Annotated in this window: 27 protein-coding genes; 9 read left to right on the top strand and 18 right to left on the bottom strand. The window is 58.0% G+C overall.

The window, feature by feature from the left end:
- The first annotated feature begins 4 nt into the window (after positions 1 to 4).
- Entirely contained in the window at positions 5 to 352 is a 348-nt protein-coding gene (locus ACUZ9Q_RS01130; RefSeq protein WP_192112177.1) for a cupin domain-containing protein, read from the top strand.
- An 80-nt stretch (positions 353 to 432) separates the two neighbouring features.
- Here ACUZ9Q_RS01130 and aldA read toward each other — a convergent pair whose 3' ends face one another.
- Entirely contained in the window at positions 433 to 1,866 is a 1,434-nt protein-coding gene (gene aldA, locus ACUZ9Q_RS01125; RefSeq protein ID WP_192112176.1) for an aldehyde dehydrogenase, read from the bottom strand.
- Between the two features lie 177 nt (positions 1,867 to 2,043).
- Positions 2,044 to 2,880: a P-loop NTPase gene (locus ACUZ9Q_RS01120; protein ID WP_449247179.1), complete on the bottom strand. Its 837-nt coding sequence runs from the start codon at positions 2,878 to 2,880 to the stop codon at positions 2,044 to 2,046.
- A gap of 150 nt (positions 2,881 to 3,030) precedes the next feature.
- On the opposite strand from ACUZ9Q_RS01120, the gene ACUZ9Q_RS01115 reads away from it, so the two are divergent.
- On the top strand, positions 3,031 to 3,435 hold the full coding sequence (locus ACUZ9Q_RS01115) for a hypothetical protein (protein WP_215646724.1): 405 nt from the start codon (positions 3,031 to 3,033) through the stop codon (positions 3,433 to 3,435).
- Between the two features lie 84 nt (positions 3,436 to 3,519).
- Positions 3,520 to 3,888 (top strand): DUF134 domain-containing protein, encoded by a 369-nt coding sequence (locus ACUZ9Q_RS01110; protein WP_192112174.1) that lies wholly within the window; start codon positions 3,520 to 3,522, stop codon positions 3,886 to 3,888.
- A 153-nt stretch (positions 3,889 to 4,041) separates the two neighbouring features.
- Here ACUZ9Q_RS01110 and ACUZ9Q_RS01105 read toward each other — a convergent pair whose 3' ends face one another.
- From ACUZ9Q_RS01105 to cutA, 5 genes are read right to left on the bottom strand one after another with little or no spacing between them, the layout of a single operon-like run.
- A complete protein-coding gene (locus ACUZ9Q_RS01105) occupies positions 4,042 to 4,512 on the bottom strand; it encodes a YbaK/EbsC family protein (RefSeq protein ID WP_192112173.1) in 471 nt (156 codons plus the stop codon).
- Positions 4,513 to 4,568: 56 nt separating this feature from the next.
- Complete coding sequence (locus ACUZ9Q_RS01100) at positions 4,569 to 4,997, bottom strand: DMT family transporter (protein WP_215646726.1); 429 nt, start codon at positions 4,995 to 4,997, stop codon at positions 4,569 to 4,571.
- Between the two features lie 13 nt (positions 4,998 to 5,010).
- Positions 5,011 to 5,469, bottom strand: coding sequence for a VOC family protein (locus tag ACUZ9Q_RS01095; RefSeq protein WP_192112171.1), 459 nt, complete (start codon positions 5,467 to 5,469; stop codon positions 5,011 to 5,013).
- A gap of 57 nt (positions 5,470 to 5,526) precedes the next feature.
- Positions 5,527 to 6,480 carry a carbohydrate kinase family protein gene (locus tag ACUZ9Q_RS01090; RefSeq protein ID WP_192112170.1) on the bottom strand — a complete coding sequence of 318 codons (954 nt, stop codon included), beginning with the start codon at positions 6,478 to 6,480 and terminating at the stop codon, positions 5,527 to 5,529.
- A gap of 35 nt (positions 6,481 to 6,515) precedes the next feature.
- Positions 6,516 to 6,860, bottom strand: a complete 345-nt coding sequence (gene cutA / locus ACUZ9Q_RS01085; RefSeq protein ID WP_192112169.1) for a divalent-cation tolerance protein CutA — start codon at positions 6,858 to 6,860, stop codon at positions 6,516 to 6,518.
- Between the two features lie 161 nt (positions 6,861 to 7,021).
- On the opposite strand from cutA, the gene nth reads away from it, so the two are divergent.
- Complete coding sequence (gene nth / locus ACUZ9Q_RS01080; RefSeq protein WP_192112168.1) at positions 7,022 to 7,699, top strand: endonuclease III; 678 nt, start codon at positions 7,022 to 7,024, stop codon at positions 7,697 to 7,699.
- 123 nt (positions 7,700 to 7,822) lie between these two features.
- Positions 7,823 to 8,776, top strand: coding sequence for a chemotaxis protein (locus tag ACUZ9Q_RS01075; RefSeq protein WP_192112167.1), 954 nt, complete (start codon positions 7,823 to 7,825; stop codon positions 8,774 to 8,776).
- 92 nt (positions 8,777 to 8,868) lie between these two features.
- Here the strand turns inward: ACUZ9Q_RS01075 and ACUZ9Q_RS01070 are convergent, their stop codons facing one another.
- Positions 8,869 to 9,786, bottom strand: a complete 918-nt coding sequence (locus ACUZ9Q_RS01070) for a nitroreductase family protein (RefSeq protein ID WP_233483633.1) — start codon at positions 9,784 to 9,786, stop codon at positions 8,869 to 8,871.
- 204 nt (positions 9,787 to 9,990) lie between these two features.
- Between ACUZ9Q_RS01070 and fliR the strand changes: the two genes are divergently transcribed.
- On the top strand, positions 9,991 to 10,782 hold the full coding sequence (gene fliR / locus ACUZ9Q_RS01065) for a flagellar biosynthetic protein FliR (protein ID WP_022657594.1): 792 nt from the start codon (positions 9,991 to 9,993) through the stop codon (positions 10,780 to 10,782).
- A 124-nt stretch (positions 10,783 to 10,906) separates the two neighbouring features.
- On the opposite strand, the gene ACUZ9Q_RS01060 is transcribed toward fliR, so the two are convergent.
- The 6 genes from ACUZ9Q_RS01060 to ACUZ9Q_RS01035 form a co-directional block, all read right to left on the bottom strand.
- Positions 10,907 to 11,620 (bottom strand): DUF268 domain-containing protein, encoded by a 714-nt coding sequence (locus tag ACUZ9Q_RS01060; RefSeq protein WP_192112165.1) that lies wholly within the window; start codon positions 11,618 to 11,620, stop codon positions 10,907 to 10,909.
- Positions 11,621 to 11,680: 60 nt separating this feature from the next.
- On the bottom strand, positions 11,681 to 12,568 hold the full coding sequence (locus ACUZ9Q_RS01055; RefSeq protein ID WP_215646731.1) for an alpha-1,2-fucosyltransferase: 888 nt from the start codon (positions 12,566 to 12,568) through the stop codon (positions 11,681 to 11,683).
- A gap of 137 nt (positions 12,569 to 12,705) precedes the next feature.
- The gene (locus tag ACUZ9Q_RS01050; RefSeq protein ID WP_227118979.1) at positions 12,706 to 13,317 is read right to left on the bottom strand and encodes a hypothetical protein; all 612 of its coding nucleotides are present in this window, start codon (positions 13,315 to 13,317) and stop codon (positions 12,706 to 12,708) included.
- Between the two features lie 77 nt (positions 13,318 to 13,394).
- Entirely contained in the window at positions 13,395 to 14,408 is a 1,014-nt protein-coding gene (locus tag ACUZ9Q_RS01045; RefSeq protein WP_449247178.1) for a glycosyltransferase family 2 protein, read from the bottom strand.
- Between the two features lie 307 nt (positions 14,409 to 14,715).
- Entirely contained in the window at positions 14,716 to 16,107 is a 1,392-nt protein-coding gene (gene gltX, locus ACUZ9Q_RS01040) for a glutamate--tRNA ligase (RefSeq protein WP_215646737.1), read from the bottom strand.
- 133 nt (positions 16,108 to 16,240) lie between these two features.
- On the bottom strand, positions 16,241 to 18,244 hold the full coding sequence (locus ACUZ9Q_RS01035; RefSeq protein WP_449247177.1) for an ATP-binding protein: 2,004 nt from the start codon (positions 18,242 to 18,244) through the stop codon (positions 16,241 to 16,243).
- A 289-nt stretch (positions 18,245 to 18,533) separates the two neighbouring features.
- Here ACUZ9Q_RS01035 and argB point away from each other — a divergent pair, with 289 nt between their 5' ends.
- Positions 18,534 to 19,316, top strand: coding sequence for an acetylglutamate kinase (gene argB / locus ACUZ9Q_RS01030; protein WP_192112159.1), 783 nt, complete (start codon positions 18,534 to 18,536; stop codon positions 19,314 to 19,316).
- Positions 19,317 to 19,475: 159 nt separating this feature from the next.
- On the opposite strand, the gene ACUZ9Q_RS01025 is transcribed toward argB, so the two are convergent.
- From ACUZ9Q_RS01025 to ACUZ9Q_RS01010, 4 genes are all read right to left on the bottom strand, one after another.
- Positions 19,476 to 20,108: an HD domain-containing protein gene (locus ACUZ9Q_RS01025; RefSeq protein ID WP_300551439.1), complete on the bottom strand. Its 633-nt coding sequence runs from the start codon at positions 20,106 to 20,108 to the stop codon at positions 19,476 to 19,478.
- Between the two features lie 179 nt (positions 20,109 to 20,287).
- Entirely contained in the window at positions 20,288 to 22,384 is a 2,097-nt protein-coding gene (locus ACUZ9Q_RS01020) for a clostripain-related cysteine peptidase (RefSeq protein ID WP_449247176.1), read from the bottom strand.
- Positions 22,385 to 22,499: 115 nt separating this feature from the next.
- Positions 22,500 to 23,312 (bottom strand): tetratricopeptide repeat protein, encoded by an 813-nt coding sequence (locus ACUZ9Q_RS01015; RefSeq protein ID WP_449247175.1) that lies wholly within the window; start codon positions 23,310 to 23,312, stop codon positions 22,500 to 22,502.
- A 12-nt stretch (positions 23,313 to 23,324) separates the two neighbouring features.
- Positions 23,325 to 23,876 (bottom strand): hypothetical protein, encoded by a 552-nt coding sequence (locus tag ACUZ9Q_RS01010; protein WP_449247174.1) that lies wholly within the window; start codon positions 23,874 to 23,876, stop codon positions 23,325 to 23,327.
- Positions 23,877 to 24,399: 523 nt separating this feature from the next.
- Here ACUZ9Q_RS01010 and ACUZ9Q_RS01005 point away from each other — a divergent pair.
- The gene (locus tag ACUZ9Q_RS01005) at positions 24,400 to 24,690 is read left to right on the top strand and encodes an HdeA/HdeB family chaperone (protein ID WP_022657584.1); all 291 of its coding nucleotides are present in this window, start codon (positions 24,400 to 24,402) and stop codon (positions 24,688 to 24,690) included.
- A gap of 60 nt (positions 24,691 to 24,750) precedes the next feature.
- Entirely contained in the window at positions 24,751 to 25,092 is a 342-nt protein-coding gene (locus ACUZ9Q_RS01000) for a hypothetical protein (protein WP_192112155.1), read from the top strand.
- The last annotated feature ends 171 nt before the right edge of the window (positions 25,093 to 25,263 follow it).

The raw sequence follows: 25,263 nt of genomic DNA, 5'->3' as shown, positions 1-25,263 counted from the left end.
CACCATGATCAACCGCGCTGACGCTCTGGAATGCTTTGAAAAGGAACTTTTTGGCGGACCGGGCGCCGTCCACTTTACCAAGATCGTCAATGAGAACGGGCTGGCCGGCAAAGGCCGTCTGTTCAACATCGGTACCCTCAAGCCCGGCTGTGCCGTGGGCAACCACAAGCACAACGGCGAAATCGAGATATACTACATCCTTGAAGGCGAAGGCATGTACAACGACAACGGCGTTGAAGCCCCCGTCAAGGCTGGCGATGTGACCGTATGCAACGATGGCGAAAGCCACGGCCTGCTCAATACCGGCTCCACGGATCTCAAGATGGTGGCGCTGATTCTGTTTACCAAGTAAACAACGCCCGCCCCCCTGATATGAAAACGAGGCCCCTCACTGAGGGGCCTCGTTTGTTTTAGCATGTCTGCAATTATTTGTTAATATTGAATATAGGCCACATGAGTCTGGAGATATTCCATAAGGCCGTGCTTGCCGTCCGCGCCGCCAATGCCCGACTTGCGCCAGCCAGCATGGAAGCCCTGCATGGCCTCGAAGTTTTCGCGGTTCACGTAGGTCTCGCCAAACTTCAGGCGGTTCACCGCTTCCATGGCCGTGGATACGTTGGTGGTGTAGATGGAGGAGGTCAGGCCGTAGTCGCAGTCGTTGGCAAGGGCCAGGGCTTCATCCAGATCGTGGAAGGTCATCATGGGCAGCACGGGGCCAAACACTTCGTTACGCACGATTTCCATATCCTGTCGGCAGTTGCGCAGCAAGGTGGGCGTATAGAAGTAGCCGGAATCGCGGTCGGCGGGCGCGCCGCCGACAACGGCTTCCGCACCGTCGGCTTCCGCGCGCTTGACCATGCCGCTGATCTTTTCAAGATGCTCGGCGCTGATCTGGCTGCACATGTCCGGGGCCGGATCGTCAAAGGGATTGCCCAGCCGCACGGCGGCGAAGGCAGCAGCCAGTTTTTCGGCGAACATGTCGGCCACGCTTTCGTGCACGTAGAGGCGTTCCGCGCAATTGCACACCTGCCCGCTGAACACCGTGCGCGAGGCAGTAACGGCCTTGACCGCCAGATCCATGTCCGCATCGGCGCAGACAATGGCCGGGGCCTTGCCGCCCAGTTCCAGCGAAACCTTGGTGATGTTCTGCGCGCCAGCGGCAATGATGCGCTGCCCGGCCTCCACGCTGCCTGTCAGGCTGACCATGTCTGTCATGGAGCTGGAAGAAAGGGCCTCGCCCAGGGTGCTGCCGCCGCCCGTAACAAAGTTTACCACGCCAGCGGGCAAGTCCAGCTCCGTAAGCAGGCTGGCAAAATGCATGACCGTGGCCGGGGCAATACTGCTTGGCTTGATAACCGTGGTGCAGCCCACAAGCAGCGAGGGGGCGACCTTGCGCGCCATGACAAAGAAGGGGAAGTTCCACGGGCAGATGCCCACCACAACGCCAATGGGCTTGCGGTACAGCAGGATATTTTCGCGCGGGCGATCGCTCTGGATGATCTCGCCCTCGTAGATGCGCGCCCATCCGGCATAGTAGTCAAAATACTCAGCGGTGAGGTCGATCTCGACCTGTGCCAGAGGATGGGTTTTGGCCTGCTCCTCAGCGAGGATGCGGCCAAGTTCCAGCCTGTGCTTGCGGATGAGGTCCGCCATTTTTTTAAGGTATCCGGCACGGGCCACCGCCGGAAGCGCCGCCCAGGCATCCTGTGCCCTGTGTGCGGCTGCCAGTGCCGCCAGCCCGTCCTCACGCCCGCCGTTGGGCGTCTGGGCCATTATTTTGCCGGAGGAGGGATTCTCCACCTCAATCATTGCAAAGCTTGTAGGGGAAACCAATTTGCCGTTGATGAACTGTTGGTATGTACGCATGGTTGCTCCTTGGTTTGGGCAAGCATAGGCACACATGGCAACAAAGGTAAAGATACTCCCTTTTTTACGTATTCAGCAAACACGCATGGCCGCAAGGCGGGGCCAACCGTGCAACGGCTCCCACACCTTGCGGCCATGCGCAACAGACGCCCCACAGGCGCTACGCTGTACGCGATCCTACATGCGCGAAATCACGGCCAATGCACCGTCCATAAAGTGCTGGTCAACATCCTCGATGGCGCCCTTGTCACAGGCCTGTGCAAGGGCAGGGTCAATGGGCAGGCGGGCAAGCACCTTCAGGCCGTGCCGCTGGGCTACGGCATCAATGTGACTCTCGCCGAATATCTTGTATTCCTTGTTGTTATCCGGGCAGTTGAAGTACGAGTAGTTCTCCACCAGCCCAAGGATGGGAATATCCATCTGGCGCGCCATATCAATGGCTTTCTGCACGATCATGCTCACCAGCTCCTGCGGCGAGGTCACAACCACAATGCCGTCCACCGGCAGGGACTGGAACACGGTCAGCGGCACATCGCCCGTTCCTGGAGGCATGTCCACAAACATGTAGTCCACATCGCGCCAGACCACATCCGACCAGAACTGCTTGACCGCGCCGGCAATGATGGGGCCGCGCCAGAGCACGGCATCGGAATCGCCGGGCAGCAGCAGGTTCATGGACATGATGTCCACCCCGCCCTTGCTGCGCTCGGGCACAAGGCCGTCGCCCTCAACATGGGCCTTGCCCGTCAGGCCGAACACACGTGGAATGGAAGGGCCGGTGATGTCGGCATCCAGAATGGCGCAGTGTTTGCCCTGTTTAGTCAAAGCTACCGCCAGCAGGGATGTGATCAGCGACTTGCCCACGCCGCCCTTGCCGCTGACAACACCTATAACCTTTCCAATGCGGCTTTTTGGGTGTGGTTTGACGCGAAAATCCACCTGCGCCTCCTGCCCCTCGCTGCGCTCGTCGCACTGCTCGCCGCAGGAACCGCACTGATGATTGCAATCACTCATGATTCTTTGCCCTCTCAAGATGAACTGCTTTCAGAAGCATTTTTTTCAGACAAATTGGCCTTGCCTGATTTTTTGTTATTGACATATGTCGTAAACACACATACTCCTGTTTATGACATATGTCAATAACAACAACTCAAGGAGGACAATATGCCTCGTTTCGATCACACAGGGCCGGAGGGCAAGGGTTCGCGCACAGGGCGCGGTATGGGCAAGTGCGGCAAGGCTGCCAACGCGGCTGGGCGCGGAATGGGCGCTACGCCTGATGCAGGCCAGACAGCAGGTCAGGGAATGGACGCAAGCCAGAATATGGGCCGAGGCATGGGACAGGGCACAGGGCAAGGCCGCTGCTGCCGCCACGGACAACGACACGGCAACAGGGGCGGCAACTGCGCCATGAACGGGCAGGAAGCAGGCATGGGCCGCGGCGAAGGGCGTGGTATGGGTCGCGGCATGGGCCGTGGTATGCAGCAGGGCAACGGCCCCGCAGGTCAGGCCGAAAGCTGCGGCGCAGGCCCTGCGGCAGGCAGTGACGCGGCGGGCAATAACGGCTAAAGTGTCCGCATATGAATGAGCAAGGCCGCCCGGTCAGTGTGCGCATCCTGAGAGCGCATTGCCGGACGGCCCAAAGAGGATTGCATGCCAAGACCAAAAAAATGGCGCAAAGTCTGCTGCCTGCCGGAAAACCGCAATTTTGGGCCGCTGCCGGGCTTTGGGCAGAGCGCCCCGCAGGCGCAACAGGAAGTCATCATGACCGTGGACGAATATGAGGCCGTGCGCCTCATTGATCTTGAGGGCATGAATCAGGAGGCCTGCGCAGAAAAAATGCGCATTGCCCGCACCACCGTGCAGAGCATCTATGCGGAAGCGCGCAAAAAACTGGCAGACTCGCTGGTGAACGGCAAGCTGCTGCGCATTGAAGGCGGGGATTATGAACTGTGCGACGGGCACGGCGCACGCTGCGGCGTGGGCGGATGCCACAGACGGCGCGGCGGTTTTGGGCAGTAGGGCCAAAAAGCCAGCACATCGCGGGCGCTCTGAGGCAACAAGCCGCAGATAATCGCCCGCCCGCAGGGCGCGTCAAAAACACAGCGCCCGCAGGTTCACGCACGGCCCGTGCCGCAACGCAGTATTATCCTACGGGCGCATCAGCAAAAAAAATCAGGATTCTTCGTTCTTGCACACGTCCACCCACACGCCGCCCGTGACCCGCTCCAGCTCCGCCAGGGTGAGCTTGGCAGCATTGTTGGGCGCGCCCGCAGCCGGATACACGGGATCATAACGCCTGAGGCTTTCGTCCAGATACACGGCAACGCCCTCGGGCAGGGCAAAGGGGCAGACGCCGCCCATAGGATGCCCCACCTGGGCCTCCAGATCTTCGGGCTTGATAAAACGGGCCTTGGCGTGAAAGGAGTCCTTGAACTTGCGGTTGTCCAGCCTGGCCGTGCCCATGACCACCAGCACCAGCGGGGCATCGTTGACGCTGATGGACAGGCTCTTGGCAATGCGCCCCGGCTCGCAGCCAATGGCCTGAGCCGCCAGATCAACTGTGGCGCTAGAAACTTCAAACTCCCGATATGCCTCTTCAAGACCGTGGCGGGCCAAAAACTCCCGCACTGCATCAACGCGCATTTCTTTCCCTTATTTTTGCTGCAACGCGGGGATTCTTCCGTTCGCCGCAGGCATTATCAGCGGCGCACCACAAGGACGATGCCCGCCAGCACCAACACCAGACCAAGCATTCTGCGCCAGTCAAAAGGAAGGACATTAAGGCCGAACCAGCCGTTGTGGTCGATGATGGCCGCCATAACAAGGTTGCCAAAAATCATGGCGACCAGCGTAGCCAGCACGCCAATACGCGGCGCGGCCAGGGTGGTGCTCACAACCATGAACGCGCCCAACACCCCGCCAGCCCACTGCCATACAGGGGTTTCAATTACGCGGACCACACTGCCCCGCCCCATCAGCAGAACCGGGACAGCCAAAAAAACCGCGCCTATGGCAAAGGAAATAAGCCCGCTTTCCAGCAGCCCCACCGTGCGGCTCAAGGCCGCATTGATGGGCGGTTGCAGGGCCACAATGCAGCCCGCAAATACCACCAGCGCAATGTAGTACATGCCGCCTCCCTGCTCAGGCCGTTTCCTCCGCCGAAGACGCCTCGCGCAAAAAAGGCGTGTGCGTAACAGCCATGAGTATGCCCTCTGGGCTGAGGAATCTGGTGACGGTTTGCCCCCAGGGTTCTTCCTTCAGCCGGAGAAGCAGCTCATAGCCGTTCTGCTCAAGAATGCGCGTGGCGGAAACAATATCTTCCACATCAAGCTCTAGCCAGGCCTGCGGCACAGGCAGACGCTCCGGCCAGACCTCCTCGCCAAAGCAGGAGAGCGCGGCCTTTTCCAGCGGCCAGAGGGCGAAGTGTTTTACGCCCTCCAGACACTGGGAATGCCAATAGCCTTCGTAACCTTCTTCATGGCGCAGGGGCAGGCCCAGCACCTTTCTGTAGAGCTTTCCGCTTGCGTCCGGGTCGGCCACCACCGGGCCGAAACCAGCCACAAACAGAACCCGTATGCCATCAGGAAGCTTGTTCTGCATGGTTTGCTCCCGGCTTACAACCCGTTAAAATTATCTGCCGCAGGGGCGGCCTGTCGCTTAAGCCAGAATGCCTTCGGGCAGGGGGCCGAACACGGCCTCGTAACGCTGACGGAAAACTTCAGGCGAATACTCGTGTTCCTGCGTGCCCATTTTTTCAAGGCAGAAGCTGGCGCTCACAGAGCCGAGCTTGGCGGCCTCGGGCATGGCAAGCCCGTGCAGCAGGCCCTTGAGCAGGCCTGCGCGGTGCGCGTCGCCCGCGCCTGTGGGGTCGAGAACCTGACGCGGCGGCACGGAGGGAATGCGCGTTTCCGTGCCATCTGCACCGCGCACCAGCGCGCCGTCCGCGCCGAGCGTGGTAACAAGCCACAGGGTGCGGCCCACCAGTTCGTCTTCGCTCTTGCCCGTGGCCTTGCAGATCATGTTCAGTTCGTAGTCATTGGTGATGCAGGCAAAGGAGCCTTCAATGGCCGCCAGCAGATCGTTGCCGGTGAGCACGGGCAACTGCTGGCCGGGGTCGAAAATATAGGGAACGCCCTTTTCGCGGTAAAATCCCGGCAGGCGGCGCATGTCTTCCACATTGCCGGGGGAGATGATGGCAATGTCCTTGTCCGCATCAATGGCGGGGAAGCTGTAATCGGCAGGGAGGCTCATGGCGCCGGGGTAAAAACCGGTGATCTGGTTGCTGTTGAGATCGGTGGTGATGTAGCACAGGGCGGTAAAGATTTCTTCCGCCCGGCGGATACCTTCCAGAGGCAGCCCCATATTTTCCAGCACAATGGCGTAAGGGCCAAAGTCGCGCCCAGCGGCGGCAACAATGGTGGGCTTTTCGCCAAGCAGGGCCAGAGAATAGGCAATATTGCCCGCGCAACCGCCGCGCCGTTCATCCATGCCGTCCACCATGAAGCTCACGTTGATCATGTGCAGCTTGTCCATCAGGATGTGATCCTGAAAACTGCCAGGGAAGGTCATGATGCGGTCAAAAGCCAGTGATCCTGAAACATAGATGGACATAGTTTCCTCTTGATGACGTGACGGATGAAGGTTGGTCAGGCCGTGGGCGGCAGACTGTTTTCTGTAATCCAGCGCAAAAAAGGCTGATGGCCGTCTGCAATGGGCATGGCGACCACGCAGGGAACTTCATAACTGTGCAGTGCGCGCGCCTTTGCCATAAAATCCGGCAATGCGGCTTCGCTCACCTGGGCCACCAGCAGGCATTCCCCGGCTTCGTGCACCTCGCCCTTCCAGCGGTAAACCGACTGCGCGCCGGGCACGATGTTGACCCCGGCGGCCAGCCGCATACGCACCAGCTCGCGCGCGAGCGTCAGCGCCTCCTCCTGGGTTGGCGTGGTCATATAGACCAGAAAAACCTTGCTGTTTTCCCCGTGTTCCATGAAGGCATGCTACACGTAGCCGAAAAAAAAACAAACCCTGCACCCAGGGCGCGATACTGTAGCCAAACGGAGGCGGGACTGGCTCCATTGCAGAGAGTTATGCCACGCTCACAGCCTGCGCCCTTGCTTGCGGGCATGCGCTCGCTGTGGCATAAAGAGACATGAGCGTAAAATCATCCCCACAGGCAACGGCCCGGAACGTTCTTGCCGCCCTGCAAAAACGCTATCCACACCCGCGCACTCATCTGGACGCCCAAAATGCATGGGAACTGCTGGTAGCCACAGTGCTGGCGGCGCAGTGCACAGATGCCAGGGTGAATACTGTTACGCCGGAGCTGTTCCGCCGCTGGCCCACCCCTGCCGCTCTGGCAGAGGCCCCGCTGGAAGAACTGGAAAGCGTTATCCGGCCCACAGGATTTTTTCACAGCAAGGCCAAAAACCTGTTGGGCGCGGCGCGGCGTGTGCGTGATGTTTTTGACGGGCAGATTCCCAAAAGCATTGAAGACCTCGTCACCATCCCCGGCGTTGCCCGCAAAACAGCCAATGTGGTGCTGTTTGGCGCATACGGCATCAACGAGGGCCTTGCGGTTGATACGCATGTGAAGCGCATCGCCTACCGCCTGGGGCTGACGGACGAAACCGATCCCATACCGATTGAGCGCGACCTCATGAAACTTTTTCCGCGCGAGGAATGGGGCGACGTGAACCACCGCATGGTCTGGTTTGGGCGCGAAGTGTGCGATGCGCGCAAACCCCTGTGCGACACATGCGAAATGCTGAGCTTCTGCCCCCGGCGCGAACCGCCCAAGGCCGCCAAGCCCGCGAAGGGGCGCAAATAGGTTTTTGAACATAGGCCTTAAGGGAATACATATCCTGCCGATACATCTCAACAGCAGTTCCCGTAAACGGAGCACACGATATCGGTGGAAAGCCACGCCTTCCGCAGCACAGGATGGAAAGCCATGTCGCAAAACAGCTTGCTGAACGTTAGCAATAACGAACTTGAAATTATTGAATTTATCATTGATGAAAAGCAGCCGGACGGCAAGGTTTACAGCGGGCATTACGGCATCAACGTTGCCAAGGTGCTTGAAATCATCCGCCTGCCCAATATCACCAGTGTGCCCAGCAAGTGCGACCCTTCAGTACTTGGCACGTTCAATCTGCGCGGCAGGGTGCTGCCCATATTGAACCTTGCCGCATGGCTGGGCAAAGAAATGGCCACGGAAGAAAACACCAAGGTCATTGTCACCGAATTCAGCGGCGTGCAGGCGGCGTTTATGGTCTCCTCCGTCACCAGCATCCACCGCATGACCTGGGATCGCATTGAACCGCCGAACCAGTATGTGCAGACATATTCGCGCGAAAGCATCACGGGCGTTCTGCGTATTCAGGATCGCGTGCTTTTTATTCTGGACATGGAAAAAATCCTCGCCAGCCTCGACAGCACCCTGGACATGTCGCAGGTTGAGGTGGACACCACCCCCGTGGAAGGCGCCGGGCAGTTCCACCTGCTGGTGGCTGACGATTCAAGCTCGCTGCGCAATGTCATGCAGTCGTCGCTGGAAAAATCCGGTTTTCAGGTCACGGCTGTGGGCAGTGGGCGCGCCGCTTGGGATTTTTTGATGCACACCCGTGAGGAAGCCCAGGCCAAGGGCAAGGAACTTACGGATGTGGTGCATCTGGTTATTTCCGACATTGAAATGCCGGAAATGGACGGGCACATGCTCACGGCAAAAATCCGTGAAACTCCCGGCCTCAGCACGCTGCCCATCATCCTGTTCTCCTCGCTCATCACCGATGCGCTGTATGAAAAGGGCGTAAAGGTAGGGGCAGACAGGCAGGTTTCCAAGCCTGACCTCCCCGGCCTGAACAAGATCATACGCGAAGTTATTTCCGAAAAACTGAACAAATAAAGGGCCGGAGCAACCTTGCTCCAACCAGCTCAGATCAGATTTGCCAGCGCCGCAGGAACGTATCCTGCGGCGCTTTTTTATATAAATGATGTCTATGCCCTGTGCACCGAGGCAAAACTGCGTTCAATACCTTTGCCATAGTGGACGCTCGGATATCCAAACAGCACCACCACGCCCTCGCGGCTTTTGCAGCGGATGCCATGCCGTTTGCGAAAACGCGCAGCGCTGCCGCCCCACTGCAACAAAGGGTGGATGGAACCTATCATGCAGGTGCCAAGGCCCAGGGCCTCGCCAGCCAGCATGGCAAGGGATGCGGCCACCAGCGGATCAGCGGGGTCTGCCCAGGGCGAACCATAAAAATACATGGCCAGAGGCGCGTCATAGGTAACGATATTTATTCCCGCATCCATTGAAGATGTGAACGCCGCCAGCGCAGGTCGCACAAAATTGCGGAACAGCCCGTCATTGGCCTTGCTCCAGAATGGGCGCATGAGCGCAAGAAACCAGGGGGCAGTGAGCCAGCCAAGGGTTTTGAGGTGTGCGCAAAAATCACTGGTGAAGGCGCGGTTTTTCTCCCGGCTGTCCAGCACAAGCACATTGACGTCCGAAGGTGGCACTCCGGTGGGCGCGGTGCGGGCCGCGTCAAGGATGCGCTCAACCAGCTCCGGCTCAACCTCGGCGGGCATAAATTCGCGCACGCTTCTGCGCCGCCGCAACAGGGCGTAATAGGCATCAAAACTCGCGGAGCTGCTCAGGGGCGGCAGGGCAAACAGATCTTCCGGGGCCAACGCCCGGCCACGCACGGTTATGGCCCCGGCAGGGCAAACAGCCATGCAATGGGCACAGCCCACGCAGCCAAAAAGCGGTTGGGGGGCAAGGCAGGCCTTGCCCCCTTCAAGCCGCAGACCAAAATCCTTGCACACGGCCACGCACTGGCCGCAGCCAGTGCAGAGCGCTGTTTCTATGCAGACAGTGGCCTCGCTTTGCGTGCGTGATGTGGGAATGGCCATAATGTCCCCTTGCGGCAGTGATAGTAGTTGCGTCACAGTACTACCCAGGGCAGAACGCATCAAGCAAACCATACCGGGAACCGTTCGATACTGGTATCGCGTGGCAGCCATTTCAGGCTTGCCGCTCCAAACATTTCGCCCTTCTGCCCTTGGGCGTCACAAGCGTGACGAAATACTTGGCAACCTTTTTGCAAAACTTACTATATGGATGTTTATAACTACGATCCGGCCAGTGTGCTCAGCCTGCTGCTCACCATGATGCGCGTGAGCATCGTCATGTTCATGCTGCCCGTATTTTCCACCAACAACATCCCCACGCAGGTCAAGGCGGCCATAACCATTGTTTTTTGCCTGGGCGTATGGCCGCACCTCACGCTCCCAGCCGCCGCATTGCCTGCGCATCCCTTTGACGTGGCGCTCATGATGCTGGGAGAGATGGTGCTGGGTCTGGTACTTGGCATGGCCGTCAATTTTCTGTTTATGGGCATTCAGGCGGGTGGTGAACTACTGGGCTTTCAGATGGGCTTTACCATGATCAACTTTGCCGATCCGCTCACCGGCAACCAGACGGGCGTCACGGCATTTTTTCTGTGGATGGTGTCCCTGCTCGTTTTTCTGAGCCTTGACGGGCATCTGTATATGATCAAGGGATTTGCGGCGTCATTTGACCTGGTGCCGCCGGGAGGGCTGTTTATCGGGCCAGTGGTGCTGCGCCAGATTCTGTATCTGGCCTCGCAGATGTTTGTGCTGGCCTTGCAGATCGCAGCCCCGGTCATGGTGGCCCTGTTCATGGTTGAAGTATCGCTGGGCCTCATGGCCCGCACCTCGCCGCAGATACCCATCATGGAATTTGGGTTCCCCATCAAGGTGATGGTGGGCTTTTTCTTTCTGGGGCTGCTCATGGTCATCATGTCTGACCGCATCGCATCCTTTGTGCAGGGGCTGGACAGCCTGTTCATCAACCTGCTGCGCTCCATGAGCCCCTTGTACCAGTAAGCCCCTGACAAAATCCAAAGCAAGTCGCCCGGCTTCTCCTGTCGTCCCTACCCCAAAACACTGCCAGTGCAGAAGGCCCCATTGACGCGGCCATCCCCCTCCAGCAGTTCAGGCGGCAGGCAGGCTACTTCTGTTTTCTGAAAAGAAAGCAACCGCAGCCGTACTTCTGTTGCTGCGCTTCCGCTTCTGAACCGTGCGCAATAAATTCTCCCCTGTCGGTGACAAGGGCAAATTCCTCAAGATACAGGGAGCCAAAGGCCTCCAGGACCGCGCTGTATGTGTAGATGCGGTGAGCGTTGTAGTGAATTTTTGCCACCCCGCCAATGGGAACAGCAAAGAGCAGACGCCCTCCCCTGCCAAGAACACGCGCCAGTTCGCGCATGGCCGCAATATCCCCCTGCGGAGAAAAAGGATCGCCGTAGCGCTCAAGGCCAATATGCTCCACAACGTGCATGCACGACAGGGAATCCACACTTTCGTCAGCAAAGGGGAGGCTGGTGAGGTCGGCCCGTTTGCAGCGCAGGTTGCCAAGGGTAAGGGGGGCGGGGCGATAGTCGTAAAACGTGATGGGCACAAAGGCCGACGCGATAGACACAAAATAGAGGCTCGAAGAAATGTCTATATGGCTTGCGGGCCGCGTGCGTGCAAGAACGCGTGCCGCCCACGCCGTATGGTAGATATAATGGGCGTCAAAGGGGGTTGTGCCCTGCGCATCATTCAGACAGGGGTGCAGATCTTCCTTGCAGCAGAGGAAACGCCCGCCATCTTGCAACTGCTCCGCCACTTCCAGAAACCGCAGAAGAAACTGTTCTTTCAGCGCCATTTCTTCACTTTTCACATATCCCCCAGTATCGCTGATCGTTGCCGCAAAAATGCAAAAAGCAGGGTGCGCGCCGCGTTATTCTACCGGGCACATATGCCAGCCTTCCACTCGCATGCATTCGCCCGGGATGGGGCTTTTGCCGCCACGCCACTTGCTGGGCATGATGACGGTTTTATTCTCCGCCCGCTGCGAAAGCCAGGCCCCCCACCAGCTCAGCGAAGAATTTGAGATGATGAAGTGTTTACACTGCGTCATCAAAAAAAGATCCCCTGCGACATTGTCGTTGTCGTTGGCATCCACGTAAACAAAATCGTAGGGAAGACCGGCGAAGGCTTTTTTTGCCCACTCCATGCCGTTGGAAAACACAAAAAAAGTTGGCTTTGGCTGCAACGCCGCTGCCAAAATTTTGAAGGCGCGTTCAAAATACCGTGGAGTAAGAACCTCATGCATCGAGCCGATGTAGTCGCCGCGCCGTACGTGCACGGCTACCGGCATTGGCGCGGCATGTATGGCTTGCAGCATGTCCAGGTTGCTCTCTTCCACCGCTGGCGCAAAGACATAGGCCTCGCGAATTTCTTTTTCCGCGCTGGTTACATACTGTGCATTGACATAATAGCCGCCGAGGTAGGTGGGCTGCTTCAGGGCAAGTATGTCAGGATCAAAATTGCAAATGCTGTCGGGATACCGATTGAGAGCAATATGAAAGAACAGGCGTTCGTTTTCAGAAGGCAAGCGCAGATTGATATTGGTAAAAACGCTGTTTAGGATAAAAAACCTGTTTTCGACCCCGCGTATATCTTTGGCGTAATGGCGAAACCAGGACAAATCATGTTTTACCGTAAAGGAACTGCCTTTCCCCACCGCCAACGAAAGGGCGTATTGCCACATCTGACTGCCCAGGCCACCGTCCACCTTCACAAGTGCCATACGCTGGATAGCGGCTACATCGATCGAAAAAGACATTGCGGCTCCTTTATGCGCAATCACTGTGAGTTGCGGGCATAAGCAAGGATGCGGTCAAAAAAAGAGCTATCAGCCCTGCCATACCGACAGGTCGCCTTCCCCAAACGGTGTCGGCCCAAAAGCAGTTCTGCGCAGGCCTACCGGTTGTCAAACTGATGCCGCTGCACGCATAGAGCCACTTCTGCAAAGGATACTGGCGTCTTGCGCTCCAGAATGACGGCGGTATCGGCCTCTTCAACCACATCAAAATACTCAAGCAGCACATGGTAATACTCACGGGGCGTAAAATCGTGCACCATGATCAGCGGCGTTTTTTCCCTGGTGCGCAGCAGCAGCTGCAAGGCGCAGGCAACCCGGAACCGTCCGTCCACAAGCACAAAATCCAGCTTTGAGGCGTCAACGGCATCCCATATGGCCTGATGGTAGTTAAGCCACGCCACGACAGGCTCATGCGACAGGGGAAACCCCCATTCGCCCGTTGTCCCTATCTCTACATGAAAGGGACACCAGCGCCGCGCCTTGGCCCATTCCCGCAGGGTGCTGTTGCCCAGCAGCATGCGGTTTATCCACTCCCGGTCAGATTCAACGCTGATCAGCTGCCGTACGCCTTTTTTTGCAAAAAAGGCCGAGCTTCCGCCAGCCCCGAATTCGAGAATGCAGCCATCCGGCGTATATTTGTCCATGAGGGCCACTTCGGCTTCGCTCATCTGGGGCTGCAAACTTTCCTGGGTAGGAAGAGTGGTATCCATCTAATACCTCACTGCGCACGGTTGCGGCAGGCGCCATGCCCTGTTCTGACCCGTGAGTTCCATCGGTGCAGCCCCCGTCATTGCTGACAATTCCACTTTTGCAGCCGCCACAGGTGGGGCTGCGCCAGATGCGGACTGCGCTGCATGGCGGCCTCAAGCCGACCATACAACAGGGCATTGAACAGATCAGGCGAAAAAAGTTTTCTGGTTGCGTTGGCCATGCGCAGGGTGACAGCCCAATCCACAAGCCCAGACATATCTTCAGCGGTTTCAACGGGGGCGCCGCCATACAGATGGCGGTGATGCATCATCAGGCGGTTACCAGGCGCAACGCCCAATGCCTGGAACACCTGCATCTGCGCCCTGAAGGCATACTGCGCCTGCTCTGTGCTGCGCGCCGTGGAAATCTGGGCGTCATGCCTGCGATAAAACCCGAGCACGTCATCCACATTGGCAAAAGCCATCTGCGGATGACGCAGAAATATCCTGAGGTAAAGCTCGTAATCCAGAGCGCAGACCATTTTTTCAGAGTACTGTATGCCGAGGCGGGAAAAAAGATCCCCGTCAAAGGTCACAAAAGGATGCGCCATCGGCGCTTTGAAAAGCAAGTTGGCCTTGATGCTTTCTGAATCAAGAGGCAGCCTGATAAGCCCGCCCTCACCGGATGGCAAAAACGCCACAAAATGGCACCCACAGATACCAATATCGGGGTTTGCCTGCATGATCTGAAGCTGCTTTTCCAGGCGCTGTGGAGCGCAGATGTCGTCCGCATCCATATGCGCCCAGTACCGCCCCCGGCACTGGGACATAAGCCGGTTGAGGCTGCGCGCGATGCCCTGCCCCTCCATATTGCGCAAAACCTGCACGCGCGGGTCCTGCACGCCCATCATGACGTCGTAGGTTTTGTCGGTGGAGCCATCATCCAGCATGAGCAATTCAAAATCGTCAACCGTCTGGTCGAGCATGGAGCGCATGGCCTGCTCCACATACTCCTGCACATTGCGGCCTGCCGCAAAAAAAGACACCAGCGGTCTGCTGCTATGGCTCGGGCATGGCGCGCCCGCAACATCCTCGCCCTGTAGATCCGGCATTATCCCCCCCTGAAAAGACGCAAGGCCGCAAAGGCACTCTTTTCCACCTTCCCTTGCATGCAATCTCGATACCAGCGCGGATGCGCAAGCTTGCCGTTTCAGAAGAAGCGTCCGCTTCAGGCGACCTGGCTCAGACACTCCAGTGCATGGGGGCAATGCGGAAGGCCCAGCCTGGGGGTAACATACGCCCATTCTGCTGCACGAGGGTATCCGGCAGTAAAAAACCGGATACCCTCGCCGCTCAAATCAACCCGGGCACTTGTGGCAAAACTGCCCGTTGCGCGAGTTTTTGACTATAACACGCCTGTTAGCCCATAGCCCGTTGCAGCCGGGCAAGGGTTTCCTGCTTGCCCAGAAAGGCCATGATTTCATTGAGGTGCGAACCGCCCATAAAGCCCATGAGGGCCGTGCGCAGGGGCGGGGCCACTTCCTTGAACTTCAGCCCGTTGTCGGCCACATAGGCGTTGAGCGCGGCCTCAAGGGCTTCAGCGGTAAAAGGCTCGCAAGCGGCAAAAACAGCCGAGAGGGCCTGCAAATGTGCCTTGCCCGCATCGGTAAAATGCTTGGCCGTGTCCTTTTCCACATAGCTGAGTTCTGCGGCAGGCACCACCAGCGGGCGGAAGGCCTCGCCCAGCGCCTTGAGGTTGTTGGCCCGCTCGCGGAACATGACGCACAGTGGCTCAAGCTTTTCCTGCGGCAATGCGCCAAGCCCGGCCTCTTCCACAAAGGGGGCAACCAGCGCCGCCAGTTCGGGCAGGGGCAGCTCGCGCATAAAATGGGCATTGCACCATTCCAGCTTGGCCGGGTCAAAGGCCGCGGCGGCAGGGTTCAGGTTGGTGCCGTCAAAATATTCGATCAGTTCTTCCTTGGTGAACAGCTCCTGATTGCCGTGCGACCAGCCAAGCCGCACCAGGTAGTTCACCAGAGCCTGCGGCAGCAGGCCGTCCTGCTGATACTCAATGACCGCCCGCGCGCCGTGGCGCTTGGAGAGCTTTTGCCGATCCGGGCCAAGAATCATGGGCACATGCCCAAAGCGCGGCACGGGCAGGCCCAGAGCTTCATAAATAAGAATCTGGCGCGGCGTGTTGGAAACGTGGTCGTCGCCGCGAACAACATGGGTGATGCCCATTTCGTAGTCGTCCACCACCACGGCCATATTGTAGGTGGGCATGCCGTCAGCGCGGCGGATAACCATGTCGTCCAGCTCGGTGACATCCACGGCTATCTTGCCCTTCACCAGATCGTCAAAAACCACCTTGCCCGCCACAGGCGCCTTGAGGCGCACGCAATGGCCCTCGCCGGGGCCGAGATTCCGTTCGCGGCAGCGCCCGTTATAGCGCGGCTTGAGGCCGTTCTGGCGGGCTTCTTCGCGCATGGCTTCCACTTCTTCCGGCGTGCAGGAGCACCAGTAGGCGTGGCCTGTTTCCAGCAGCTTGTCCACATAGCGGTTGTACACATCGGCCCGCTGGGTCTGGTAGGTCAGTTCGCCGTCCCAGTCCAGCCCAAGCCAGCGCATGGAGGCCAGGATGGAATCGGTATATTCCTGCTTGGAGCGCAGCAAATCAGTGTCTTCAATGCGCAGGTGAAAACGTCCGCCGGAGTGGCGGGCCAGAAGCCAGCAAAAAATGGCGGTACGTGCGCCGCCTATGTGCAGATGCCCTGTCGGGCTGGGTGCAAATCGGGTTACCACTTGAGTCATGTTGCTTTCCTTGAAACTGGCGTTGGGGGGAAGGTCGCGCATGGGCGGCTGAGTGTCAAGAGCCGCTGCGCAAGTGCAGGAGGCTTTGCCCCTTTCGGCAAGCCTGCTGCCGCCCGCAGAGCATCAGACATTTCTACTCTGCCGGGCCTCGGCTGAACTGTTTGAGTGTGCGCCGCAGATCGGCAAGGTTAACGGGCTTGGTCAGGTGCGCGTCCATGCCTTCCTGCATGCTGCGTTCCGCATCGCCCCGCATGGCATAGGCCGTCATGGCGATAATGGGCACGGTCTTGGCCCCCGGCAGGCTGCTGGCCCTGATGGCGCGCGTGGCCGAATAGCCGTCCATAACCGGCATCTGCACATCCATGAGCACAATATCAATCTCCGCGCTTCGCTGGTTCCAGATTTCCACGGCCTCCTGCCCGTTGACGGCAGAAATGCAGGTTATGCCCATGTCTTCCAGCAGAACTTCCATGATCTCGCGGTTAATATCGCCGTCCTCGGCCAAAAGTACCCGCAGGCCCTGAAGCGATGCGGCTTCCTCCCCGCTGCTTTCTTCCGCCTGCTCCTGCGCGCAGTCTTGGCTGCAAATGGCAAAGGGCAGCTCCACACGAAAAACGCTCCCCTGACCCGGCTCGCTCTGCACAGAAATGCTCCCGCCCATGAGGGCTATCAGGCGGCGGCATAAGGAGAGACCAAGCCCAGTGCCGCCAAATCTGCGGGTGATGGACGTATCCGCCTGCGAAAAAGGCGTAAATGCGCGGGCCAGTTCATCGGACGACATGCCAATGCCTTCATCGCTCACAATAAAGGCCAGCCGCGCCTTGCCGTCACTTTGCTCCAGCAGCTCCACGGCCAGGCGCACCGTGCCGCGCTCGGAAAACTTCAGGGCGTTGCCGCCCAGATTCAGGAGAATCTGGCGCAGGCGCAGGGCATCACCGGAAAGCACTTCCGGCACGCGAGGATCCATGCGGCTCTCAAGGTTGAAATCCTTGAGCTTGTGCCCAACCTTGGGCCGCAGCAGAGACATGACCGACTCAAGTTCCTTGCGCGGCTCAAAAGGCAGATTTTCAAGCTCCAGATGGTTGGCCTCAATTTTTGAAAAATCCAGCAGATCGTTGATGATATCCAGCAAGGATTCGCAGGTTGCATGGATTTTTTCCACATAATCCCGCTGCTGGGGATTCAGAGGAGTGTTGAGCACCAGATGCGCCATGCCCATGATGCCGTTCATGGGGGTGCGTATCTCGTGGCTCATGTTGGCCAGAAAAATGCTCTTGGCGGCATTGGCGGCTTCAGCGGCCTCCTTGGCCTCGCGCAGGATGCGCTCGTGCTGGCGCGCCTCCGTCACATCGCTGACATAACCGGCAATGCGCAGCACTCCCGGCCCGCTCACAATCTCATAGGCCAGGGCATACCAGCGCAAGCCCTTGCGCGGGTGGGCAACCCGCAAATCCAGATGCTCCTGCCCGCCAGCCGTCCACCCTGCGGGGTTGCACAGTTTGCGCCACTTGGGCTGATCCTCGCTTACAATGCGCGAACCCATGATCTCAAGTCTGTCCGCCGTGTTCGAGGCCGTATTGATGCCAAACTGCTCATAAAAAACATCGTTGCCAGTAATATCCAGACCGGAATTTTCGAGACGCGCTATCTCAAAAACTCCAAGCCAGCCCAGGCGACAGGCCAGCGAAAGCCGCACAAGCCCCTCGCGCAGGCTCTGATGCGCCTCGTGCAGCTCCGTCATATCCTGATGATAGCCGACAACCCGCACAACATCATCATGATCGGCGCTGATGCGCCGCCCGCCGCAGCGCACAGGCACCAGCCCCCACGTGGGGTGGTTGTACTGGTAGCGCACCTCGTGCATGGCGGTGTCTGCAATAAATTCGTCATGGATGGCCCAAAGATGGGGGCGGGAGCGGGCATCAACCCTGTCCACCCAGAAGTTGAAGCATTGGGCGGGGGTCATTTCTTCGCTTGCACCAAGCAGGCGCAGGGTCACCGGATTGGCAAGCATGGATATATGGCCGGTGTTTCTGTCGATATCAATGACCCACAGCCCCACATTGGCCGCAGCCAAGGCTTCGCTGTTCCAGTCCTCGTTTCGGGACGCGTCTTTTGCAGCGTTTTTTGCGGCCATAATTCCCCCGTTTTCCATTGTACCATCCATAGCTGTTTTGCTACTCCAAGACAATGCCGGGGAGGGTTGGCGCTGCCCAGAGGCCAACTAATTTGCGCATGGCACAAATCAAAAATTATTTGCATCGCCACGCACTTGTCACACGCGACTCTTGCAGGGCGGCGCACAGGGTGCTAGTGCTTCCAACTGTAAACCAAGTACGCAATACTGATGAAAGGCCCGCGCCTGCGCCTGTGCGCGAACGAGGCGGAGCAGCCTTTCCGGCCCAGACGGCCAAAGGATCAAACAGATGAAAAACGCTACAGTCGTTATCAAATACGGCGGACACGCCATGGACAAGCCCGAACTCAGTTCGGCCTTTGCCGCAGACCTTGCGCAGCTTACCGAACAGGGCATGGGCCTTGTGGTGGTGCACGGCGGCGGCCCGCAGATTTCTGCCCTGCTCAAGCGCCTGAATATTGAGAGCCACTTTGTGGACGGCCTGCGCGTTACCGATGCCGCCACCATGGAAGCTGTTGAAATGGTGCTCTGCGGGCAGGTGAACAAGGCCGTGGTCAACGAATTTACAAGTCAGGGCGTGCGCGCTGCGGGCATTTCAGGCCGCGACGGCGGGCTGTTGCGCGCAAGGGTGAAGAATCCCGCGCTCGGCCTGGTGGGTACAGTGGAAGCTGTGGATCCAGCCCTGCCCCGCTGCCTGCTGGGAGGAGGTTTTGTGCCCGTGGTGGCCCCTGTGGCCTCCGGCCCGGACGGCGAAGCCCTGAACATCAATGCCGACACCGCCGCAGGCGCGCTGGCAGGGGCCATCGGCGCGGAATATTTTGTGCTGATCTCCGATGTGCCCGGCGTGCTGGATGCTGACGGAAGAATTATTTCCAGCCTGAACCGCAAGGAAATCCAGAAGCTGCGCGAGACCGGAGTCATCACCGGGGGTATGATCCCCAAGGTGGAAGCCTGCCTCAACGCTCTGGATGCGGGCTGCCAGCGCGCTCTCATTCTTGACGGGCGTTCGCCTTCAAGCCTGCGCCGCTACCTGCTTGACGATGCCCCGCTTGGGACGGTGGTCGCCAACTAGGTGATGTAACCGCAGGATGTATTGCGGAGAAAAGGCAGGCCGCCAGTTAAGAGGCCTCCCTGCTCCTCTCCGGCAAAGTATCAAGAAAGGCCCGAGACCGGATAACGCGGCACTGCGCCGCCCGGTTTCGGGCCTTTCATACTCCTGAAAATCAGTTTTTTAGCGACCTCGCCGCACCCACCATTCCCGCTCAACCTGCCCATACCACCAGCGGTTGTGATCCGCACGCAGCACAGCCTCTGCCACCTGCTGCGCCGCAGGGCTGCGCAGACGCTTTACCGCGCTTTCCAGCCACTGGGCGGCAAAGGCATTGCCCTTGTCCAGTTCGGCCTTGAGGTTGCAGATAAGATCAAGCTGGTCGGCATCGTGCGCCAGAATGGCCTCACGGCTGGCTTCTTCCGCCAGCTCGTCCCAGAGGGGCAGCACGTCATCCTCCAGCCCGGTTCCGTCCACGCAGTCTTCCAGCGCCTTGCGGGCCTGGCACTGCGCATAGCGGTGGTTCACGTAGTTCAGATCGCCCGTGCGGGCCTCATGCAAATCATGGAACAGGCAAAGATACGTCACCCGCGCCGGATCCATGTCGCACATGCGGGCCAGCACGTAGCCCATGACGCTCACACGGTAGGAATGCTCGGCCACGTTCTCCTGCCCGGTGCCCAGGAAGGCGTAACCAGTGCGGGGCGTGTGCCGCAGCATGCCGACTTCGTTAAAAAAATCCGCAAGCCGGTCAAGCCGATCCGTGCTCACGTCCATAGCCTGGAAATCACCGTTGTTGCTCTTGGATTCACTCATGCCTGTTCAATACCGATCCCGGCGGCATGTGGCAAGGTTGGCGGCGCAGACGGGGAATAGACGAAAAACGGCTCCGGCGACCCAAGGCCCGCACCCTCAAGAACCCCTTTGCGGCTTGGCGCTGGGGCAAATTTATCAGCATGGAAAGATTGCAAAACTGCCCATTGCGGCTGACCGTGTCAGTTGCTGTAAACGGCCATGCCATCCTTCACTTCAATGGTGACGATTTGCGATGTGGCGGCATTGTTCTGCACATCTGTCATTTCAAACATGAACATAAACTGCCCGTCGCCCATGTCCGTATCTGAAAAAACAACTTTTTTGCCAAGGGTAAAGGTATCCACCTCCACCTCCTGAAACTCTCCGTCTTCGTCGTCCATGCGCATGGCGAGAAGGATTGTGGTCACCTTGTCGCCAGCCTTAAGCCTGATAAGCGCCTTGTCGGTCATTTCGCCTTCTTGCACACGGCGAGCCCCGAGGATTTTGTATTCCTTTTCCCCAAAATTATAGACGACAATAAGGTTGCAGCGCACTCCGTTCAGTTTGATGGGCACAACATAGTGGTTTATCCCGTCATCCTGATGCGTGATCTCAAGGAACACCAGGTGGTCGTCCAGGGCTGCCCACTTTCCCTGAAAATTGTCCTTGAACACACCTTCGGCCCAGTCAGCTTCCATATCTGCATCCTTGCCCAGCAGCATGATCAGGTTGTCTTCAATGCTGTAGTAAGCAAGGTAGAACTGTACGCTATCCAGAAATTTGACGCGCTCGGGGCCAAGATTGAGCAGCGCCTCGACGCCATCGCCGACTGTTACCTCAAAATCCTCAAGCGCGGTGATATCCAGCGGCCCCAGGGGAACCACCGATGCAACAACGGCGCTGGCGGCCTGCCCCAGCAAAGCCGCAACACTGCCTGGGGATTGACCGTCAACACTCTGCCCGCCAAGGATGGCTGACAATCCCGATTGCAAGGGCGCCCACAAGGATTGGGCACTCCCCTGCGCCTGGGGCGCGGGCAAAGGCAATGGTGCGACAGGGGCCGGTGTTCCTTCCGGGATGTTTTCTTCCCGTTCAAGGGCGGCAGAGATATCAGCAGAGATGCGTTCAAGGTGTTTTACGGCGCTGTCCGTATCCAGAAAACCCAGTTGAAGCCCGCTCAGAATCAAAAAAGTGGTGATGTTGCCCGCCCGCATCATGCTGGAAAAACCAGCCTTGCCGCCGTCAAACGGATAGTAGCAGGACAGACCGGAAGGCGACCGGTAGGGGCCGTGAACCGTATAGACCACCGCTTCGCCCAGAGCATCCAGAAAATACGGAGCAAACTCGGGCAAGGCCGTTTTCAGCCGCCGCACAAGGGAACCAAGGTCCACCATATTGGTGTAGCCTTCCGAACGCGAGTTCACATAATTTTCAGAGGCCTTGGCCTGCCTGCCGTAGGCGGCGTAAAAGCTGTCGTCATCCATGGCGAGGGAAACAGCTTCAAGGCCGAGCGCGTTGTAGGCAAGATTAACAAAAGGGATCCTGGCAAGATCAACAAGCGAAAGAGTGGCGTTTCCTGCTGTCTCCGCCTCTTTGCAGCCGTCAAGATAGGTATTGCAGATAGCCTTGCCCAACGCTTCCGGGCTTATGGAGGTATTTGCCCCAAGAGCATTCACCCATTCCGTGTACTGCCAGCCATTGGCTGGCTCCACCTCTTGCGAGGCCACCATGTAACGGGCAAACCCGCTTACAGCGCTGGCTGTGTCCAGCGTAGCCATCAGGCAGGCGTCAAAGCCGATGATTTCAAATGGCGGACGGGCAACAGAGGCCGTATACACCTGCTTGAAGGAATTATTGATTTCCTTGAGGGACAGGGCGTCAAATGCATAATTCTCGTCATTGGCTACGCCGCCGATGCTGCCGCCGCCGTGATCCCAAAAAATGAAAACCTGATGATCTGCGCTGTAATTTTCTTTGCAAAAGGCAAGAAAGGAGGTCAGCGTTTTTTCATCCCCCATGCTTGCCTGCGGCAGCTTTGCCACCGGCTCAAGTTTTCCTTTATGGTAAAGGTAGCGGCCGATATTTTTGGGGCTGATGCCCGGCCTGTGCCATTTGCTGGCTCCCCCGGTCTGAATGACCACCTTTACATTATCCGGCAGGCGAGCCTTGAGCAGCTCTGCCAGATCGGCAGAGGCCGCGCCGTCTTCTGACTCAAGATTGCTGCCGCAGAGATACCAGTACACAGCCCATGTTTCTTCAGCACGGGCTCCATAGGGGCAGGCAAAGAGCAGCAACATTGGCAAAACGCAGACTGCGCATTGGAAGTAGCGGATACTGTTTTTCGGCATAAGGATCGTGCTGAAAACAAAGTTACAGGGTCACACTGCCAGAAAACAAAGGCTTCCGAAGCAGTCAAAAGGCATCAAGACGGGCCTGCGCGTCAGCATCACCCTGCCGGGCGGCCTTACCGTACCAGTAAAGGGCTTTTTCCCTGTCATTGTCCAGGCCGTCCCCTGTCTCATAGCTGCGCGCAAGGTTATACTGGGCGGTTGCATAGCCCTGTACCGCCGCCCGCAGAAACCAGTTGGCGGCGGCATGCGCATCGCGCGGCATGCCTATGCCCTTGCTGCAAAGAATGCCGAGCATGTTTTGCGCCTGAGGGTAACCAAGTGCGGCAGACTTACTGTACCAATACACGGCTGCGGCCTTGTCTGCGTTTACCCCCAAGCCATCCTCAAGACAGCCTGCAAGCCTGTATTGGGCTTCGGCATGCCCCTGTTGCGCGGCCTTGTGCAACAGCAACACCGCCTGTTCAAGATTCTGCGCTACGCCAAGGCCAAAAAAGCAGCGCATCCCCAAGGCAAACTGGGCTTCTGCCCGGCCTGCTTCTGCCGCTTTTTTAAGCCAGATCACAGCCAGAGGGTCATCCTTGCACAGGCCGCGCGAGCCACTTTCATACTGCCGGGCAAGCCAGAGCTGGGACTCGGCATCGCCGTGCTGCGCCTGCTCATAAATCTGCTCCATGCTGTTGCACGATTTGGCGGAGCATACTGGAGAGTGGGCGGCCTGCCCCGCTCCCCAGCCAGGGGCATTCCGCATTGGATCCATGGATGCGAACGATACGCTATCCCTGGCAGGCACCGAGGCCGCGCACAAACAGGCCGAGGGGCCAGCCGTCCCCAGAAAACCAGAAATAACAGCAAGGCAAACCACAGTGCCGCGCATAAGCGTCACCGCTTACAAAAGCACCAGCGGAATGCCCACCTGAATCAGCACGGCCAACAACAGCGCCGCCCAGTGCAAAGGGCCAAGCGCGGCAGGCGCTGTCCCCTTCCATATGGACAAAAACCCCTGCAGCGTGCGCTTGAGAGTCCAGACAAGGTACAGGAGTGTGGAGCCGCACATAAAGGCAACCAGAGCCTTGCTGCCCGGAATCGCCCAGAACTGACGCAGCATTTCCAAAGGGGGCTGATCCCCGGTGGATAGTTCATCAAGCTTTGCCATTACTGCGGGATCATTGCCCATCCATCCAGCCACCCCGACGATGCCGCCAATCCCCACAAGAGCAAGCACCAAGGCAAGCCACACGGTATTCACCTGCCACTGGGCATGAGCGCATTCTGCCTGCATGGCTCCCTTGCGGGCCTGTCGGCGCTGGTAATAGCCAAGGGCCAAAGCGCCAAGGCCAGCCCACAACAACAGACTCCAATAAAGTGAAAAAGAAAAAATAAGCAGCAGAACATAGCCCGCCCAGATCATGCCACTGACGTGAGTGCTGGAATCTTTCATCGACTGTTCTCCATAACTAGATTTTCAATGCGTGCGGCATTGACGCAGAATTCCAGCAGCTTTTTCCTCCAATTGGTCGCAAAACGGTATCACCCGAAGAGACCTTTGTGCAAAAAAATTTGTCACCCATGTGGGTGATGTGTCCGTTCAGCCATCACGGCAGTCGAATGCGCTGCCCGGAAAAAGCTCTGCCGGGAGACGCTCGAGCGCAAAGCAGAGGATTATCGCAGCATCCACGCTGCGGCTGCGAATCGTTAACCCTCTTAAATCTAATTATTTTTTATGCACCACGCCATTATTCACCCCCAAGGGTGAACAGCAATCGGCAAAATCGAACATTAAGGTGATGTGCAGAGCTCTGCCCAAAGTGTAGGCCTGATCGGGTTGTTGAGGCCATCAGGGATTCGCGGCGCCCTGCACTGGAATAGGCTTTGCGTCCAGGCGCTGACATTTCCCAGCACCGCACGAATATCTTCGGATAATTGGGGTCATGGTTAAATATCAATCGAAGACGGAGGAAGTAATGAAAAAGTATATGTTGGCTGCACTGACTGTTTTTATGTTGGGCGCTGCTCCCTTTGCGGCACATGCAGCAGAACAGGATGTGGCAAAAATCACCTGCAAGGACTTTCTGGCTGACAAGCAGAACATAAGCATGATGGTGATGTGGATTGACGGTTACATGAGCGGCAAAAGCGGCAATACCTCCATCAGTGATCAGTGGATGGAAAAGCTGGGCACCCACCTGGGCACCTACTGCGCAAAAAACCCTGCCAAAACCATTATGGACGCCATCGAAGCCGTACCCGAATAACCACTGCCGACTTCAGCACACGGCACGCCACCACACCCGGGATCACATGGAGATAATTATATGAAACGCTTTATCCTTTCTTTTGCCGCAGCGCTGATGCTCTTTGGTTTCAGCGCTGGAGCAGCCCTTGCACAGGAAATCGTTGTCGCCAACGGCACAGGATTTACCATCCAGCGTCTTGGCCTTGTTGACTCCAATGCAGGCGGCAACGCTCAGGATCTTTTGGGCAATGACACGCTTGCCAATGGCGAAGGCCTGAAGATCAACATCAGCGGCAGCCCCAAGGGGTGGGAACTGATCGCCGTTGACAGCGACGGAGGTCAGGTGAACTGGCAAAACCTCGACCTGAGCGGCGTTAAGAAAATTACCCTGCGCGGCGATGGATCTGCGGAACTTGAATAAATGTGATGTCGCTTACGTGCCAGCATTCCAGCAATTTTTGCAGGACTAGCTGATCCCGAGGCATGCACAGCCGGTGACAAAAGCCCCTGTCAGCTTGAGCGGGCCACAGATGTCGCATGGCTTGAAGAGGAAGGTACCCGAACGCTTGTTCGGGTACCTTCCTTTGCTCTG

Source organism: Desulfovibrio desulfopostgatei (genome assembly GCF_053570645.1).
Note: the sequence above shows the minus strand (reverse complement) of the source record. Positions and strands in the feature narration are given on the sequence as shown.

What these genes read in the sequence shown, in the direction of transcription:
- cutA (WP_192112169.1), bottom strand. Translation starts at nt 6,860, where the DNA reads ATGGAACACGGGGAAAACAGCAAGGTTTTTCTGGTCTATATGACCACG.
- ACUZ9Q_RS01055 (WP_215646731.1), bottom strand. Translation starts at nt 12,568, where the DNA reads ATGTCTTTTTCGATCGATGTAGCCGCTATCCAGCGTATGGCACTTGTG.
- nth (WP_192112168.1), top strand. Translation starts at nt 7,022, where the DNA reads ATGAGCGTAAAATCATCCCCACAGGCAACGGCCCGGAACGTTCTTGCC.
- ACUZ9Q_RS01100 (WP_215646726.1), bottom strand. Translation starts at nt 4,997, where the DNA reads ATGTACTACATTGCGCTGGTGGTATTTGCGGGCTGCATTGTGGCCCTG.
- ACUZ9Q_RS01070 (WP_233483633.1), bottom strand. Translation starts at nt 9,786, where the DNA reads ATGGCCATTCCCACATCACGCACGCAAAGCGAGGCCACTGTCTGCATA.
- ACUZ9Q_RS01105 (WP_192112173.1), bottom strand. Translation starts at nt 4,512, where the DNA reads ATGCGCGTTGATGCAGTGCGGGAGTTTTTGGCCCGCCACGGTCTTGAA.
- aldA (WP_192112176.1), bottom strand. Translation starts at nt 1,866, where the DNA reads ATGCGTACATACCAACAGTTCATCAACGGCAAATTGGTTTCCCCTACA.
- ACUZ9Q_RS01130 (WP_192112177.1), top strand. Translation starts at nt 5, where the DNA reads ATGATCAACCGCGCTGACGCTCTGGAATGCTTTGAAAAGGAACTTTTT.
- ACUZ9Q_RS01115 (WP_215646724.1), top strand. Translation starts at nt 3,031, where the DNA reads ATGCCTCGTTTCGATCACACAGGGCCGGAGGGCAAGGGTTCGCGCACA.
- ACUZ9Q_RS01000 (WP_192112155.1), top strand. Translation starts at nt 24,751, where the DNA reads ATGAAACGCTTTATCCTTTCTTTTGCCGCAGCGCTGATGCTCTTTGGT.
- gltX (WP_215646737.1), bottom strand. Translation starts at nt 16,107, where the DNA reads ATGACTCAAGTGGTAACCCGATTTGCACCCAGCCCGACAGGGCATCTG.
- ACUZ9Q_RS01010 (WP_449247174.1), bottom strand. Translation starts at nt 23,876, where the DNA reads ATGAAAGATTCCAGCACTCACGTCAGTGGCATGATCTGGGCGGGCTAT.
- fliR (WP_022657594.1), top strand. Translation starts at nt 9,991, where the DNA reads ATGGATGTTTATAACTACGATCCGGCCAGTGTGCTCAGCCTGCTGCTC.
- ACUZ9Q_RS01050 (WP_227118979.1), bottom strand. Translation starts at nt 13,317, where the DNA reads ATGGATACCACTCTTCCTACCCAGGAAAGTTTGCAGCCCCAGATGAGC.
- ACUZ9Q_RS01075 (WP_192112167.1), top strand. Translation starts at nt 7,823, where the DNA reads ATGTCGCAAAACAGCTTGCTGAACGTTAGCAATAACGAACTTGAAATT.
- ACUZ9Q_RS01020 (WP_449247176.1), bottom strand. Translation starts at nt 22,384, where the DNA reads ATGTTGCTGCTCTTTGCCTGCCCCTATGGAGCCCGTGCTGAAGAAACA.
- ACUZ9Q_RS01090 (WP_192112170.1), bottom strand. Translation starts at nt 6,480, where the DNA reads ATGTCCATCTATGTTTCAGGATCACTGGCTTTTGACCGCATCATGACC.
- ACUZ9Q_RS01035 (WP_449247177.1), bottom strand. Translation starts at nt 18,244, where the DNA reads ATGGCCGCAAAAAACGCTGCAAAAGACGCGTCCCGAAACGAGGACTGG.
- ACUZ9Q_RS01025 (WP_300551439.1), bottom strand. Translation starts at nt 20,108, where the DNA reads ATGAGTGAATCCAAGAGCAACAACGGTGATTTCCAGGCTATGGACGTG.
- ACUZ9Q_RS01110 (WP_192112174.1), top strand. Translation starts at nt 3,520, where the DNA reads ATGCCAAGACCAAAAAAATGGCGCAAAGTCTGCTGCCTGCCGGAAAAC.
- ACUZ9Q_RS01015 (WP_449247175.1), bottom strand. Translation starts at nt 23,312, where the DNA reads ATGCGCGGCACTGTGGTTTGCCTTGCTGTTATTTCTGGTTTTCTGGGG.
- ACUZ9Q_RS01045 (WP_449247178.1), bottom strand. Translation starts at nt 14,408, where the DNA reads ATGCCGGATCTACAGGGCGAGGATGTTGCGGGCGCGCCATGCCCGAGC.
- ACUZ9Q_RS01005 (WP_022657584.1), top strand. Translation starts at nt 24,400, where the DNA reads ATGAAAAAGTATATGTTGGCTGCACTGACTGTTTTTATGTTGGGCGCT.
- ACUZ9Q_RS01120 (WP_449247179.1), bottom strand. Translation starts at nt 2,880, where the DNA reads ATGAGTGATTGCAATCATCAGTGCGGTTCCTGCGGCGAGCAGTGCGAC.
- ACUZ9Q_RS01095 (WP_192112171.1), bottom strand. Translation starts at nt 5,469, where the DNA reads ATGCAGAACAAGCTTCCTGATGGCATACGGGTTCTGTTTGTGGCTGGT.
- argB (WP_192112159.1), top strand. Translation starts at nt 18,534, where the DNA reads ATGAAAAACGCTACAGTCGTTATCAAATACGGCGGACACGCCATGGAC.